We start from the raw sequence: 13,641 nt of genomic DNA on the forward strand, positions 1-13,641 counted from the left end.
CAAGAAGAGCATTCCAGCCGGAATGCTCTTCTTGTTTTTGTATAAAGCGATATTAGCTTAAGAATAATATTTCTCTCAATTTTGGAAGAGGCCATTTTTTATCGTCAACGATTTTTTCCAATTTGTTGACATGGTAACGGATCACGTCAAAATATGGTTTAACCAATTCGTCATAAGCGATTGACCGTTCACGTACATCTTCGATCTGGTTTGCTTTTTTACGTTCTTGACGCATGGCTTCAGCTTGCTCCAGAATGGTGTTTACGTGTGTTGAGATACGCTCCACGAAATTCAGCTGTGAACTAAATGCTGCTTGAGCAAGTCCTAGGTCTTTAAGACCTTTTACATTTTCGATTAATTCATTTTGGTAAGTGAAACATGCAGGTGCGATTTGATTATTGACCATTTCTTCAATCACACGGGCCTCAATTTGAAGTTTCTTGTAGAAGTTTTCTAACAAGATTTCATGGCGGGCTTCTGATTCACGTTTTGTATAGATACCCAATGACTCAAATAGGGCCAATGACTCTTCTTTTACATAAACATCTAATGCCTTAGGGGTAGATTTGATGTTTGAAAGACCACGTGCTGCAGCTTCTTTTTCCCACTCTTCACTGTATCCATTTCCTTCAAAACGGATTGCTTTTGAATCTTTGATGTATTTACGGACAACATTTAAGATTGCAAGATCTTTTTTCGTGCCTTTTTTGATCTGTTTGTCTACCTCTGCTTTAAACTCAATTAGTTGTGCAGCAACGATGGCGTTTAATACCGTCATTGGTAGAGCAGAGTTTGCTGAGGAACCTACAGCGCGGAATTCAAACTTGTTACCGGTAAATGCGAAAGGTGAGGTGCGGTTACGGTCCGTGTTATCCAGCTTCAATTCTGGAACTTTAGGGATGCCGTGCCACAAGTTTGCTTCAGCTTTTACTTTCTTCGCTACACGGGCTGATTCAACTTCTTCTAACAATTCATCTAATTGAGAACCTAAGAAGATCGAGATAATCGCCGGTGGCGCTTCGTTTGCACCTAAACGGTGGTCATTGCTGGCACTAGCAATAGATGCACGCATTAAATCTGCATTTTCAAATACGGCTTTGATGGTATTGACAAAGAATGTCAGGAACATCAGGTTATTTTTAGGTGTTTTGCCCGGTGACAATAGGTTGATGCCCGTATTGGTAATCAAAGACCAGTTGTTGTGTTTTCCGGAACCGTTTACACCAGAATATGGTTTTTCATGTAACAGTACTTTGAAGTTGTGTCTCAAAGCAACTTGCTCCATTAAATTCATTAACAATTGATTGTGGTCAATTGCCAAGTTGATCTCTTCGTACATAGGTGCACATTCAAACTGTGACGGTGCAACCTCATTGTGGCGGGTTTTTAATGGAATACCCAATTTTAATGCCTCGTTTTCTAAGTCAACCATATATGCTAATACACGCTCTGGAATTGCGCCGAAATAATGGTCTTCCAATTGTTGTCCTTTTGCAGACATGTGGCCGAATAATGTACGTCCGGTCAATTGAAGGTCAGGACGGGCATTGTATAAAGAAAGGTCAACTAAAAAATACTCTTGCTCGATACCAAGAGAAGCGTTTACTTTCGTGATTGACTTATCAAAATATTGTGCAACTTCAGTTGCAGCTTTATCAACAGCATTGATTGCTTTCAATAAAGGGGCTTTATAATCCAATGACTCACCGGTATAAGAAACAAATACCGTAGGGATACAAAGTGTTTTACCAGCACCGGTTTCATAGATAAATGCTGGTGAAGAAGGATCCCACGCTGTATATCCTCTTGCTTCGAATGTGTTACGGATACCGCCATTAGGGAAGGATGAAGCGTCTGGCTCTTGTTGAACTAAAGCATCTGCAGTGAATTTTTCGATTGCTTCGCCATTTTCGTCAGGTTCGAAAAATGCATCATGTTTTTCAGCTGTCGAACCAGTCAAAGGTTGAAACCAGTGCGTGTAGTGGGAAACGCCATGATTAAGGGCCCAAGTTTTCATCGCTTGCGAAATGTGCTCAGCTAGATCTCTAGAAATAATCTGTCCCTCTTCAATGGATGCAACTAACTCCTTATATGAGTTTTTAGGAAGGTAGTCTTTCATTTTGTTCACGGAAAAAACGTTCTTTCCGTAGATGTCAGTTGCTTTTTTAGTTTCAACTTTTTCAAATTGTGCAATCTGGCGTGAGCCCGCTGCCTCTACTGCTTTGAATCTTAGGTTCGACATTTGTATTTTATAATTAAATTACAGTTTTGTTGATTTTGTTTTTCAAAAATATTGTGTTTTTACGGAAAACTGAAATTTTTTTTGATTTTTTTTACAAAATATGTATTTGTGGTTGGCTTTTGGTCAAAAAAAATAGGTCGATTTAAATAAATCGACCTATTTTACATGTTTTTAGTTGTAATCCAGTCCCCAGTCTATTCCTTTTAAGGTGGCAGGTACTCCTTTCTTTAGCCAATTTGGCGCTGGAGCACCTTTTAAGTAATGATCAAAGAACTGCTGCTCGCGGATCTGTATGTCTTTTCTGTTTTGTCGTTGCATTAAATTATGCTCATCGCCATTATAGTTCAACATCCAGACCGGTTTGTTTAGTCTACGCAATGCGGTAAACATTTCGATGCCTTGGTACCAGGGCACGGCACCGTCGTTGTCGTTGGCCATAATTACAACAGGTGTGTTTACCTTGTTTAAATGGAACAGCGGCGAATTCTCCAGGTACAGTTCAGGCGCTTCCCATAGGGTTTTTCCGATACGGCTCTGTGTATGCTCATATTGGAATTGACGTGACATACCCGACTGCCAGCGTATTCCGCCGTAGGCGGAAGTCATATTGACAACCGGAGCTCCGGTCCATGCTGCAGCATACATATTGGTGCGCGTAATCAGATGTGCGACCTGATAACCGCCCCAGCTTTGTCCCTGAATGCCCATTTTAGTGCTATCTACCCAAGAGTTCTGCGCTAAATAACGCATGCCCGAATTGATATATTCCTCAGCTGATTTTCCCGGATGTCCGGTTTCGTAGCTGATATTCGGCGCAAATACCAAATATTCGTTGCTCACAAAGTAAGGGATATTTAGCCGCGAAGGAGTAGGGGCCGGTGGTTGGTAGGTATAGAGACCGTCTGAAAGCTTTTCATAAAAATAAGCAATGATCGGATATTTCTTTGCTGGATTAAAATTCTCTGGTTTATAAAGAATACCTTCAGCCTGATGACCTGCCGGCGTGGTCCAATGCACGAGTTCGGCAGTACCCCAATTGTAGTTTGCCTGCTGTCTGTTAATATCCGACAGCTTCAATTCGTCTTTGAACTTAATACTATTGATATAGATATTCGGTGAACTGACATAATCTTCTTTTGTGTAAAGAACGGTTTGTTGATCAGCTGAGGCATTTATATTTTTAAATGACTTTGGTTCAACAAAAAGGGGTTTTGGATCGTTGTGCTGACCTTTAAACTGATAAAAACCAGATTCCTTTGTTTTGTTGTCGAATGATGTCAGGAATCCACCTTTTTTATAATCCAATGTCAATGGCTGATCGCGGTCTTCTTCACGTCGCAGCGGCAGATAACGTAATGTTGTTCGGGAAGCTGCACCATAACCGTTGGTGAGTATGGATTTATTGGCTCCATCCAGTGTAAAATACCAGATGTCATAGCGTGAGTTAACATAGATACCTTTATAATCAGGGCTCCAGGCAGCCATGCCATAGCCTTGTGCCGGTGTAGGCATATCGTTCTCTTCATCTGCAAAAGATGCTGGAATGCCTTCATTTAATACGGTCTTTTTCTTTGAATTGATCTGGTACGAATTCCAGGTCCCTTTTTCTTCGTCAAAATAAACGACATATTTTGCATCTGGACTTAAGGTTACATTTCCGGAAAAGTTAGAAAGAATAAGTTCACGTTGGCCATTTCGTGTTGAAACAAGGTAGATATCTTCTTTTGTACCGCCTTTCCACTGACTTTCGATCCGCTTGCCGAAATCTGTACGTGCTAAAACATATTCTGCATTTCCATCCGGCGTAAGTGTTGTGGAGTTGAACGTTTCATCCGTTAATGGAATAACAGTACGATTGTTTTTGGGGTAGGTGACCGCTAAAAAATTTTTGGAAAGGTCTTTTTTTAAGTTAACCAGTTGCATGGGTTGTAAATAGTCATCCTGCCAGCCCCATACGTCGACTTTAGCATGTTCAAAATCGACTAATGTTGTATCTTTGACACGCGGCACCGGGGCGATGCCGAAGAAAAGTTTTTCGCCATTTTTGCTGAAGCGGATATTCCCATCGCCACTGACAGCCCAATTTTTGGGAATGCCGGTGCTATTTTTCGTTGCCAGGTACTGTGCTGTATCTATACCATTGGTATAATAATACAGATTATAATTTTTGAGCAGCGCCTTTTCCTTGGAGAGATCTCCCAAATAAGCCAATTGATTACCCGATTCATCAAAACTGAAACTTTTGTATTCACCTTTGCCCGTTGATATTTTCTTCAGATTTTTAGTAGCTATATCATACAGGTAAACACCAGACTCTTTAGATAAGCTGTCTTTCGCATCCGTTTTTTTTGAAAAGACGAGTTTTGTTCCGTTTTTGTTCCATTCATATTGATCTACCAAAGAGAATTGGACTGAATCGCCGGAATTGAGGTCATATAACGCTAGTGTCGCTACTGTTTTCTTCTTTTTATCGGTGGTATTTTTTTTATTTTGAGTAGAATCTGCCGGATTTTTGGAAGAATCTGGTTTTTCGTTCGCCTGTTTGTCAAAAAGGAAGGAAACAAAATTGTTGTTTTGTTCTGCAATCTTAAAGGACTTGACTGATCCAAATTTGACAAGGGAGGAACTGGTTAAATTATAGATTGCCAGGGAATCTTTGGGAAAATCCTCGGGTTTTTTCTTTTTGATTTTAGCCTCGCGTGTTGCAGTAAAAGGCGCTTTGATGAGACTGATCAAATGATTTTCTGTATCGGTCAGTTTCCCATTGTAGCCTCGCGGAATCTGGACCAAGGCTTTGTTTTCTTTCGTTTTCAAATAGAGATGGCTATCGCCTTCTTGCGGAGCAACCTGAAAGAGGACAAATTTGCCGGATTTACTGATATAGGGAGATGATACGCTTTGCCAGCTATCATATACCGTATGATCCAACGGTTTCTTTTGTGCATGGACAGCTAAAGTAGCAAGAAAACAGAATGGTATACAGATATTTTTCTTATTCATGTTTAAATTCTTTTGTCGCAATTTATCTATAAAAAATAAAAAATCGACGATTTTTTGGTATATTCATTGTTACGTAAACATAAAAAACTGGTTATGAAATCATCATCTATTATTGTTTCTGTCATTGTGGGCGTCGTTGTGTTGCTGACCGCATGGATATTGGGCAATGCTTATCGATATAAATTTAAATCAACACAGACGATTACGGTAAATGGCAATGCGAAGAAGGACTTTGAATCGGATTTGGTAAAATGGAACGCCACATTTAGCAGGAAGAATTTCGAATTAAGTGCTGCTTCGGCCCAATTGGCAACCGACCGTGACCTGGTACGCGATTTTTTAGTGCAGCAGGGGATCAAGGTAGGTGAGATTCGTTTTGAAGCCGTAAATATTGCCAAAGACTTTGAATACCATACCGATGGGAAGGGCAATGGGTATAATACCTTTTCTGGTTATACATTGTCACAAACCGTGAGTGTGGAATCCAAAGACCTGAATAAGGTGGACAATGCTTCCAGAGAAATATCGACATTGATTTCGAAAGGAATAGAGCTGAGCTCAAGCACTCCGAACTATTATTACTCAAAGCTGGAAGATCTAAAGCTGGAACTTATTTCCCAAGCTTCAAAAAACGCCCATCAGCGTGCGGATAATATTGCCAAAGAATCGAATGCGGGATTAGGTAGTCTGGTAAAGGCTGATCTTGGAATTTTCCAGATAACGGGTCAAAATGATAACGAAGAATACTCTTCTGGAGGTGCTTTTAATACAACTTCGCGGAAGAAAACAGCGAATATAACGGTTAAGGCGAGCTTTTTGAGTAATTAACGAAAAATTATTTGACTGTATTTCAGTAGACTATTGATTTCGGCGGGAAATTTGCTTAAAAAGTTTTCTCTTTTTCAATAAAAAAACTACTTTTGCATCATCCCAAACGGATATGCCCGGATGGCGGAATTGGTAGACGCGCTGGTCTCAAACACCAGTGGGAAACCGTGCCGGTTCGACTCCGGCTCCGGGTACTGAAAGGGTCTTAACATTACACATGGTAAGGCCCTTTTTAAGTAAAATGCCCCTTCGGGAACATAGAACCACGCCTTGACACGGATGATTTAGTTAACAAGCTGAAAAATTTGTAGACCTGAAAGCTTTTAACCACGCAACAAGGTTAGGCTTCATTGTTTCATCACCAGACACTTAGCTTCATCCGTTAATTTATTTGAAACCTTCGTATGCTCGCGTCGATCTTTTTGAGATGAATATCAACCGATATATGCTTATTATTTGTTTAAATGAGATCAGCAGTGGCTTATCCTTAAGGACGTTTAGTTAAATGCTGAGGAGAGATGACCAAATGTTGAGGACGTTTGACCAAATGCTGAGGAGAGATGACCAAATGTTGAGGACGATTGATCCAATGCTGAGGAGAGATGACCAAATGTTGAGGATGATTGATCCAATGCCAAGGAGGTTTGGCCAAATGCTAGGGAAGATTGGACCAATGCTGAGGACGTTTGGTCAAATGTCAAGGAGGTTTGGCCAAATGCTGAGGAGAGATGAACAAATGCTAAGGACGATTGATCAAATGTCAAGGAGGTTTGACCAATTGCTAGGGAGAGATGAACAAATGCTAAGGACGTTTTGTTCATCTATCCTTAGCAACGGTAAGTGTTTGCTTACCGTTAAAATGCCCCTTTAATGGCATTTAGACCTTGATTTTCGTCTGATTTTGGCCATAAGGTGTCAAAATCGGCAATAAAAAGTTATGTCTTGCCGAAAAGTTGGCCGATTTTACCCCCTAAGTTTGTAGCCGACTCTTTCGTAATGGTTTCATTGGATAAAGATGCCAAATGGGCAACATACGAGTCATATTTTTTTCATCTTCGGTGCTGTAGAATTTGACACAGTTTTTTTGTATAAGCCTTTTTATTATGGGAATTCTTGTTTAAATTGGAAATACCAAATTTAAACTTAGATGAAAGCAGCATTTTTATCTTTAGCATTACTCTGTTCTGTTTTTGCATGGGGACAGGACCGTTTTGTTCTGAAAGAAAAAAAGAAGGCTAAAATTCCGTTTTTATTTGTTCATAACCTCATTATTATTCCCGTACAGGTTAACGGCTATGCCATGAACTTTTTATTGGATACAGGAGTCAAAGAGACGATGATCTTTGGGGAAACACTTAAATCTATAGATAGCGCTGTTTTTGTCAATAAATTTCAGGGACTGGGGAGGGACGAGGGGTTGGATGGCTATCTGTCCGTAAATAATAATGTGAATATCGCCGGTGTGTATGAAGATACGGATCAACCCATCTATATTCTTAAAAATGCACATATCGATATTTCTACCCGGATAGGCGTTGAAATAAATGGTATTATGGGGAGCCGTTTTTTTAGCGATCACGTTGTTGAAATGGATTTTTTGAAACATCGGGTTACCATTTACCAGAAGGAAGAGTATCCCAAGGGGCTGGCCAAAATGCAGCGCATCCCGCTAGATATTTTAAACAGCAGACCCTATATTTCGATCGCTTTTAATCAGGATTCCGCAGACATCGAAGGTCGCGTATTGATTGATATGGGCAATAGCGATGCATTGATGCTTATCCCTTCCAAATTAAATAATTTTTCGATTAAACCTCCTTTTATTGACGATTATATCGGGCAAGGATTTAATGGTGAAATTTATGGGAAAAGAAATCGGATCAAATCGTTGGAGCTGGGGCCTTTTACGATGCATTATCCGCTGGTGGCTTATCCGGAATTGAGTTCAACGCAGCATGCGACTTTTGTCAATGAACGAATCGGCTCTGTTGGAAACGAACTTCTGCGCCGATTTAAAGTGATTTTTGACTACCCCAATAATGTAGTGTATCTGGTTAAAAATAGAAATTTTGATAAATTCTATTATTTAAACATGAGCGGTCTGGAAATCATCCATGACGGCATTAAATATGAGAAGGAGGAGGTACCTGTCTATTTAAAAAAAGATGGTGGAACTGAGATTCGCATGGACAATCGGGTACAATACCGATTTGTGCTGAAAAACATGTATAAAATCGCTACAGTTCGAACAGATTCCCCAGCGGCAATTGTCGGTTTAAAGCCAGATGATAAAGTATTGAAAATCAATGGTCGTTCGGCGTCTTCTTATACCTTGGAAGCGATCCATACACTTTTCAAATCAGAGGAAGGCAAAGAGATCCGCTTTAAGATAGAAAGAGCTGGACAGGAACTCGATTATACCTTCTTTCTAAAAGATCCGCTGCCTTTTAATTCAAAATAAAGTTTCTTCAAAATTTGGAAAATTGAATTTAACTTACTTACCTTTGCTGCTGATATTAATTTTAAACAATTTAAAAGACGAAGAACTATGTTGGTCGCTAAGATAAAATCAAAAGACGCTTTTACGGCAAATGGATTTGCTGGAAGCATTCTTCGTGCTTTTCTTCACTTATAACGTATCCTTTACGATTTGAAAAAAGCCCGAAGATCATTCGGGTTTTTTATTTCCTTCAATTTTCTATTTAGCCGGGCTATGCGGGGTCTGTTTTTTATCGGTCGATTTCTGTGTCGGCCCATATAGGTTAACCGGCCTGTTTTTGTATGTCATTTTGGTCATGCTATAAAATGCGATGATCCCGCTGTCGGTAGACTGTTTATTCAAGAAAAGAAAACCCGGATATTTTAAATTGCTTATCCCTGAGCGGGATAAGTTAGCATATTAAATTATTTTAAAAAATATGGGAAGTAAATTATCGGGGAAAGACCTTATTAAAATCGGTTTTCCACAGCATAATATAATACAAGTAGCCTTAGGGCTAATAACACGCTACCGAAAAGGAGAAAAGAAGGAAAATATCCTTTTGGAAGTAAAAACTGTGTTGGAGGCACCTGAAAAATTTAGGGCACATCCAATCTGGGCGAAGCTCGCTGAAGGTTTGATTCAGCCGGTTGAAGCCCGTATGCGGCAACTAAATAAGCAGATGGCTCCCTTTACCATTTTTGGTGAAAATGAAATTGATGAGCAAGCCAAAAAGCAATTGTATGAAGCATTGAAGTTACCCATAGCATATCGGGGAGCATTGATGCCAGACGCACATATGGGCTATGGCCTGCCGATCGGCGGGGTGCTGGCAACAGATAATGCCGTGATACCTTACGGGGTCGGCGTGGATATCGGCTGTCGGATGAGCTTGTCTATCTTTGATCTACCGGCAAGTTATTTTAGAGGAAGAGAATTCCAGTTGCGAAATATGCTGAAAGAAAACACCAAATTCGGTATGTATGATACGCATCGCGATAAACAGGATCATGCGATTTTTAGCCGATCCGAATTTAACGATATCCCTCTGCTGAAATCATTGTTGGATAAAGCGTACAAGCAACTCGGGACCTCAGGTGGTGGTAATCACTTTGTCGAATTTGGCGTGGTTGAGCTGCATGCTGTCCGCCCGGGCTGGGGGCTGGCCCCCGGTGCTTATCTGGCGATATTGTCGCATAGTGGATCGCGGGGATTGGGCGCAAATATTGCGAAACAGTATACCGACCTAGCCGCAAAGCAGTGTCCTTTACCGCGTCATGTGCAACATCTGGCGTGGCTGGACCTGGACAGCCAAGAAGGTCAGGAGTACTGGTTAGCGATGAATTTAGCGGGTGATTATGCGCGGGCCTGTCATGAGGATATCCACAGGCGTTTGGCTAAGGCTTTGGGGGAACGTCCCGTTTTAACCATCGACAACCACCATAACTTTGCCTGGAAGGAAATGATGGATGGAAAAGAATGTATTGTTCACCGCAAAGGGGCGACACCTGCCGGACAGGGGGTGCTGGGGATTATCCCAGGGTCCATGACCGCACCCGGATTTATCGTTGAGGGGCGGGGCAATCCGTTGAGCCTGCAATCGGCATCGCATGGAGCCGGACGCATGATGTCGCGGGCAGCCTGCAAAAGTAGCTTCACCAAAAGTGCCATGCTCAAGGAACTGGAGAAACATGATGTGGAACTCATCGGAGGCGCATTGGATGAAGCTCCACATGCTTATAAGGATATTCATCGGGTGATGAGCCTGCAGCAGGAGTTGGTTAATGTACTTGGAACATTTCGTCCCAAGATTGTTCGCATGGATAAATAGGAGCGCATGGAAAAGTATATTTTATTGACTTCGGGGCGAGGGCCCAGGGAATGTAATCTTGCTGTAAAGCTGGTGTTGGAAAGGATGCGGTCAGAAGCAAAGCAATATGGCTTAAAGATGGAGACGGTGGAAGCCGAGGAGATCGATGGGCTTCCCTGTTCATTGGTGTTAAAGCTGGCAGGTGAGGCAATTTCGGTATTTATTGATCGCTGGATAGGAACAATTTGTTGGATCTGTCCAAGTCCCTTTCGACCTAACCACAGACGTAAGAATTGGTTTTTGGAGGTCAAGAACTGGTATCCGGTACAGCCTGTTGCGAAAATGAACTTGAAGGATGTGCAATTTCAGGCGATGCGCAGCAGTGGCGCAGGTGGACAGCATGTAAACAAGGTGAGTTCAGCAGTTCGCGCGACTCACCTCCCGACAGGAATGATGGTACAGGTGATGGATACCCGTTCCCAATTGCAAAATAAAGAAATTGCCGTTTTGCGTTTGGAAGAACGGTTGCTGGAGCTGGAACGGTTGCAGAAAAATGCAGGGAAAAATCAGTCCTGGAAAAATCAGATTGATGTCCGTCGAGGGGATTCGAAACGTATTTTCTCCGGTCCGAAATTTAAAGAGTTATGACCGGATTAGGATGCCGTTGGGCGTTGAATATGACTTTTTTGTCGCCTATAAGCTGTCGATACCATATCCTGTGCTTATTAATGAGGTAAACAGTATCGTTTAAACAACGACGCTGATCTTATGAGTCCGGCCAAACACCGGGCTCATGTTATTTATGGCGGTAGCTACCGACTTGTTTTTAAGGGGAGAGCTGCGCGCACGGTTGTGAATGCTTCCGGATGAAACCGTATTTTCTTCGGCTAAAGACTTGAAATGTAGAAAATAATTTGTTGAAATGCCGTGATAATTAGTATCTTTAGGATGAACGATCGAATTATTTGTTGTTCAAACTAAATAAACTTAAATACTGCTCATCATGCCCCTAACAGGGTTTTATCCTGTCGGACTAATGAGTTGTGGAATTTCAAATTTCAATGATATGATAGATTCTCCAGGCTTCCTTTTTAGAGAAGCAATCAAGCATGAAAACCCCTTACAAGTCGTCGGAACCATCAATGCGAATCACGCACTTTTGGCTGAGCAAGCAGGCTTTAAAGCTATCTACCTCTCTGGAGGCGGTGTCGCTGCGGGTTCGCTGGGTGTGCCAGATTTGGGTATTACAACACTTCAGGATGTATTAATTGACGTGGACCGCATTACTAATGTATGCAAGCTTCCTTTGATGGTGGATATCGACACGGGCTTTGGTCCTTCAGCTTTTAATGTCGCAAGGACGATAAAGAGCCTGATTAAAGCCGGGGCTGCAGCGGTCCATATGGAAGATCAAGTGGGGGCCAAACGCTGTGGCCACCGCCCGGGAAAGGAGCTGGTGTCAAAAGATGAAATGGTAGACCGGTTAAAAGCTGCTGTCGATGCGCGTACTGATCTACATTTTGTCATTGGTGCGCGTACCGATGCTTTGGCTTCTGAGGGTTTGGAAATGGCCTTGGAAAGAGCCCTGGCCTACAAAGAAGCCGGGGCGGATTTTATCTTCGCGGAAGCCGTGCATAACTTGGATCAATATATGCAGTTCAGTCGCGCAACCGGATTACCTATACTCGCTAACATTACCGAATTCGGACAGACACCATTGTTTAACCTTGACGAGCTTCGTCATGCGGATGTGTCCATCGTGCTTTACCCTTTATCTGCATTCCGTGCAGCAAACAAAGCGGCTACTGATGTGTACAGCCATATTCGGAAAGACGGTGGTCAGGCAGCAGTTGTAGACCGTATGCAGACTCGCGATGAATTGTATCGCAGTATCGACTACTATGCTTACGAGAACCGCCTGGATCAATTGTTCAACGCGAAGTAATTACCATCTCTAATCGGATGCATGAGTATATTTTGTTATTTAAATACACGCTAACTTATACATAAATAATTTATGGCGATGAAAGAGACACCAAATGATACGGGTTTTAAACCCAAAAAAAGCGTCGCACTTTCGGGTGTTCCGGCTGGAAATACAGCGCTGAGCACCGTGGGGAAAAGTGGTAATGACCTCCATTATCGGGGATATGATATCCTGGATTTAGCCCATCAGGCCAGCTTTGAAGAAGTTGCTTACCTGCTGATTTACGGAAATCTTCCTACACAGGCGCAGTTAACGACTTATCAAGGCCAGTTACTTAGTCAGCGCGGTCTGCCGATTACAGTACAACAGGTATTGAAACAGTTGCCTTCTACAGCACATGCCATGGACGTGCTGCGCACCTATGTTTCTTTTTTTGGAAGTGTAAATCCGGAAAAGGAAAATCACGCTTTGGCAGGAGCCAGGGACATTGCCAATCGTTTGATGGCATCCATGGCTTCGGCTTTACTTTATTGGTACCACTTTAGTCAAAATGGACGTGAAATTCGGGTGGAAACCGATGACCCAACCCTTGGAGGGCACTTTTTGCATCTGCTACATGGGAAGGCACCATCCGATTCCTGGGTGCGGGCCATGCAAATCTCGCTTAACTTATATGCTGAACATGAATTTAATGCCTCTACCTTTGCTGCACGGGTAATTGCGGGGACGGGATCCGATATGTACTCCTGTATTGCCGGTGCAATCGGGGCTCTACGGGGACCAAAACATGGCGGTGCAAATGAAGTTGCTTTTGAGATCCAGAGCCGTTATGCGAATGCTGATGAAGCCGAAGCCGATATCCGGAAAAGACTGGAAAATAAAGAAGTTATAATTGGTTTTGGACATCCTGTCTATACCATTTCAGATCCAAGAAATCAGGTTATCAAGCAGGTCGCCAAGGAATTATCCGAGGAGGCCGGTGATATGACATTGTACCTGATTGCCGAACGGCTGGAGAAAGTGATGTGGGAAGAAAAACGGATGTTCCCTAATTTGGACTGGTACTCGGCCGTTTCCTATCACCTGATGGGAATACCTACTGAGATGTTTACCCCTTTGTTTGTGCTTTCACGTATCACAGGCTGGTCCGCACATGTTTTTGAACAACGGCAAGATGGCAAAATCATCCGGCCGAGCGCAAATTATATCGGTCCCGATGATCGGCCGTTTGTGCCAATTTCAGAACGATAAACCGGTATGGTATGTATAATAGCGTGAACGAAATTGGAAGAAACGGCTTGGAGCCCTGATTAAAGGATATTTTGGTGTTTTTTCGTTTGATGGGTACGGGCAGT

The 13,641-nt window shown here is 42.3% G+C and carries 9 protein-coding genes and 1 tRNA gene; 7 read left to right on the top strand and 3 right to left on the bottom strand.

What is annotated here, in order from left to right; translation table 11 throughout:
* Positions 1-52: 52 nt before the first annotated feature.
* Together ABTV71_RS10830 and ABTV71_RS10835 are read right to left on the bottom strand one after the other, a co-directional pair.
* Positions 53-2,242, bottom strand: a complete 2,190-nt coding sequence (locus tag ABTV71_RS10830) for a glutamine synthetase III (RefSeq protein WP_433903185.1) — start codon at positions 2,240-2,242, stop codon at positions 53-55.
* Between the two features lie 171 nt (positions 2,243-2,413).
* The gene (locus ABTV71_RS10835) at positions 2,414-5,242 is read right to left on the bottom strand and encodes a prolyl oligopeptidase family serine peptidase (RefSeq protein WP_433903186.1); all 2,829 of its coding nucleotides are present in this window, start codon (positions 5,240-5,242) and stop codon (positions 2,414-2,416) included.
* 93 nt (positions 5,243-5,335) lie between these two features.
* Here ABTV71_RS10835 and ABTV71_RS10840 point away from each other — a divergent pair, with 93 nt between their 5' ends.
* Both ABTV71_RS10840 and ABTV71_RS10845 read left to right on the top strand, forming a co-directional pair.
* Positions 5,336-6,070, top strand: coding sequence for an SIMPL domain-containing protein (locus ABTV71_RS10840; RefSeq protein ID WP_108632063.1), 735 nt, complete (start codon positions 5,336-5,338; stop codon positions 6,068-6,070).
* A gap of 114 nt (positions 6,071-6,184) precedes the next feature.
* Positions 6,185-6,264 (top strand) — tRNA-Leu (locus tag ABTV71_RS10845).
* Positions 6,265-6,567: 303 nt separating this feature from the next.
* Here ABTV71_RS10845 and ABTV71_RS10850 read toward each other — a convergent pair.
* Positions 6,568-6,891, bottom strand: a complete 324-nt coding sequence (locus ABTV71_RS10850) for a hypothetical protein (protein ID WP_433903187.1) — start codon at positions 6,889-6,891, stop codon at positions 6,568-6,570.
* A 326-nt stretch (positions 6,892-7,217) separates the two neighbouring features.
* Here ABTV71_RS10850 and ABTV71_RS10855 point away from each other — a divergent pair, with 326 nt between their 5' ends.
* The 5 genes from ABTV71_RS10855 to prpC all read left to right on the top strand — a co-directional run bounded on the left by ABTV71_RS10855 (position 7,218) and on the right by prpC (position 13,537).
* On the top strand, positions 7,218-8,531 hold the full coding sequence (locus tag ABTV71_RS10855) for a PDZ domain-containing protein (protein ID WP_433903188.1): 1,314 nt from the start codon (positions 7,218-7,220) through the stop codon (positions 8,529-8,531).
* Between the two features lie 457 nt (positions 8,532-8,988).
* Entirely contained in the window at positions 8,989-10,380 is a 1,392-nt protein-coding gene (locus tag ABTV71_RS10860) for an RtcB family protein (RefSeq protein WP_433903189.1), read from the top strand.
* 6 nt (positions 10,381-10,386) lie between these two features.
* Positions 10,387-11,007 carry a peptide chain release factor H gene (gene prfH, locus ABTV71_RS10865; RefSeq protein WP_433903190.1) on the top strand — a complete coding sequence of 207 codons (621 nt, stop codon included), beginning with the start codon at positions 10,387-10,389 and terminating at the stop codon, positions 11,005-11,007.
* Positions 11,008-11,425: 418 nt separating this feature from the next.
* Entirely contained in the window at positions 11,426-12,304 is an 879-nt protein-coding gene (gene prpB / locus ABTV71_RS10870; protein ID WP_433903191.1) for a methylisocitrate lyase, read from the top strand.
* A 78-nt stretch (positions 12,305-12,382) separates the two neighbouring features.
* Positions 12,383-13,537, top strand: coding sequence for a bifunctional 2-methylcitrate synthase/citrate synthase (prpC, locus tag ABTV71_RS10875; protein ID WP_121122129.1), 1,155 nt, complete (start codon positions 12,383-12,385; stop codon positions 13,535-13,537).
* Positions 13,538-13,641: the final 104 nt, after the last annotated feature.

This window comes from Sphingobacterium puteale, from assembly GCF_050986225.1.
GTDB lineage: Bacteria > Bacteroidota > Bacteroidia > Sphingobacteriales > Sphingobacteriaceae > Sphingobacterium > Sphingobacterium puteale.

Excerpts from the sequence above, each read along its gene's own strand:
- ABTV71_RS10830 (WP_433903185.1), bottom strand. The coding sequence starts at position 2,242 with ATGTCGAACCTAAGATTCAAAGCAGTAGAGGCAGCGGGCTCACGCCAG.
- ABTV71_RS10835 (WP_433903186.1), bottom strand. The coding sequence starts at position 5,242 with ATGAATAAGAAAAATATCTGTATACCATTCTGTTTTCTTGCTACTTTA.
- ABTV71_RS10840 (WP_108632063.1), top strand. The coding sequence starts at position 5,336 with ATGAAATCATCATCTATTATTGTTTCTGTCATTGTGGGCGTCGTTGTG.
- ABTV71_RS10850 (WP_433903187.1), bottom strand. The coding sequence starts at position 6,891 with ATGAACAAAACGTCCTTAGCATTTGTTCATCTCTCCCTAGCAATTGGT.
- ABTV71_RS10855 (WP_433903188.1), top strand. The coding sequence starts at position 7,218 with ATGAAAGCAGCATTTTTATCTTTAGCATTACTCTGTTCTGTTTTTGCA.
- ABTV71_RS10860 (WP_433903189.1), top strand. The coding sequence starts at position 8,989 with ATGGGAAGTAAATTATCGGGGAAAGACCTTATTAAAATCGGTTTTCCA.
- prfH (WP_433903190.1), top strand. The coding sequence starts at position 10,387 with ATGGAAAAGTATATTTTATTGACTTCGGGGCGAGGGCCCAGGGAATGT.
- prpB (WP_433903191.1), top strand. The coding sequence starts at position 11,426 with ATGATAGATTCTCCAGGCTTCCTTTTTAGAGAAGCAATCAAGCATGAA.
- prpC (WP_121122129.1), top strand. The coding sequence starts at position 12,383 with ATGAAAGAGACACCAAATGATACGGGTTTTAAACCCAAAAAAAGCGTC.